Origin of the sequence: Streptomyces sp. SID11385 (assembly GCF_010548245.1) — a bacterium.
Lineage (GTDB): Bacteria > Actinomycetota > Actinomycetes > Streptomycetales > Streptomycetaceae > Streptomyces.
Genome location: NZ_JAAGLR010000238.1, coordinates 1 through 1175, shown reverse-complemented (window position 1 = coordinate 1175; position 1175 = coordinate 1). Strand labels below are relative to the sequence as shown.

The window sequence follows — 1175 nt, the reverse complement described above, 5'->3', positions numbered from 1 at the left end:
GCTCGTCCTCGCGGGCTGCGGGATGGGGCTGTGGCTCAAGGCGCGGTGGCTTGGGCAGGCGGAGCGGCGCGCGGAGTCGCTGTACTGGCTGCCCGCGGACCGGCTCGACGGGCGCGGCGGCGGTCCCGTCTCCCGTACCACCGGGGGCTGGGCCACGACGGGGACCGGGGCGGGCGACGCCGCGCCCGGCGGGGCACGGCGCCGCTGATCCCGGAGTACCGCGCTCAGACCTCCAGTTCGGCCTCGATCTTCTTCAACTGGTGGCGCGCCATCGCGAGGTTGGCGCGCGTGTTGTCGAGGACCAGGTACAGGAAGAGGCCGTTGCCGCCCTTCGCCTTGAGCAGGCGGATCATGTGGTACTGGGTGCCGAGCGTGATGAGGATGTCCTCGATGCTGTCCTGGAGCCCGAGGTGTTCCATCGTGCGGAGCTTGGCGCGGACCACGTCGGTGTTCCCGGCGGCGGCGACCTCCAGGTTGAAGTCCTTGCCGCCGCCCATCGTGCCGAGTGCCATACCGCTCGTGTAGTCGACGAGGGCGACTCCGACAGCCCCGTCGATCGATGCCATCGCGTCCTTGAGGGAGGCTTCGGTGTTGGCCATGAGTCGCTACATCCTTTCCGTGGCCGGCCTCGGTGACCGGACCGTCTCTCGCTGGTCGGCGCCGCGTTCCAGCGCCGCGTCGACCAGTTCGCCGATCCGGCTCGCGGATCGGCGTCCTTCCAGGTGGAGCCTGCCGACGTTGACGCGCGCGTCGGCCAGGAGGGTCAGCACGGCGGCGCCGCCCGCGGCGTAGGTCGCCACGTATCCGCGCTCGCCGCGCACGAGGAGTTCGCGCAGACCGCCGCGCCCGGTCGCCTCGGCCATCCGCAGCGCGACGCCGAGCGAGGCGGCGGTGAGCGCGGCGAGGCCCTCCGCCTCGACGCCGGGGGTGTCCTGGGCGAGCACGAGCCCGTCCACGCTGCCCGCGAGCGCCCCGGTCAACTGCGGTACGCGGGCCCGCAAGCGGTGCAGTTCGTCGAGGACTTCGGTCTCCGCCGCCATGAGTTGTCTCCTTTCGGCGCGTTGTCTCAGCCCCCGGATCACAGCGCGGCCTCCAGCGCGTCGCGCAGCCGGCGCAGCAGGGCGATGTCGGGGTCCTGCACGCGGGGCAGCAGCCCGCCGCCGAGGCGGGGGCGG

At 73.0% G+C, this 1175-nt stretch carries 2 protein-coding genes and 1 pseudogene; 1 reads left to right on the top strand and 2 read right to left on the bottom strand.

Going from position 1 to position 1175, the window contains the following annotated elements:
- Window positions 1-208: pseudogene (locus G3I42_RS07355) on the top strand (hypothetical protein); the annotation flags it as partial.
- A gap of 16 nt (window positions 209-224) precedes the next feature.
- On the opposite strand, the gene G3I42_RS07350 reads toward G3I42_RS07355, so the two are convergent.
- Window positions 225-599 (bottom strand): hypothetical protein, encoded by a 375-nt coding sequence (locus G3I42_RS07350; protein ID WP_007825953.1) that lies wholly within the window; start codon window positions 597-599, stop codon window positions 225-227.
- 6 nt (window positions 600-605) lie between these two features.
- The gene (locus G3I42_RS07345; protein ID WP_164283512.1) at window positions 606-1040 is read right to left on the bottom strand and encodes a roadblock/LC7 domain-containing protein; all 435 of its coding nucleotides are present in this window, start codon (window positions 1038-1040) and stop codon (window positions 606-608) included.
- Window positions 1041-1175 lie beyond the last annotated feature (135 nt).

Excerpts from the sequence above, each read along its gene's own strand:
- G3I42_RS07350 (WP_007825953.1), bottom strand. The coding sequence starts at position 599 with ATGGCCAACACCGAAGCCTCCCTCAAGGACGCGATGGCATCGATCGAC.
- G3I42_RS07345 (WP_164283512.1), bottom strand. The coding sequence starts at position 1,040 with ATGGCGGCGGAGACCGAAGTCCTCGACGAACTGCACCGCTTGCGGGCC.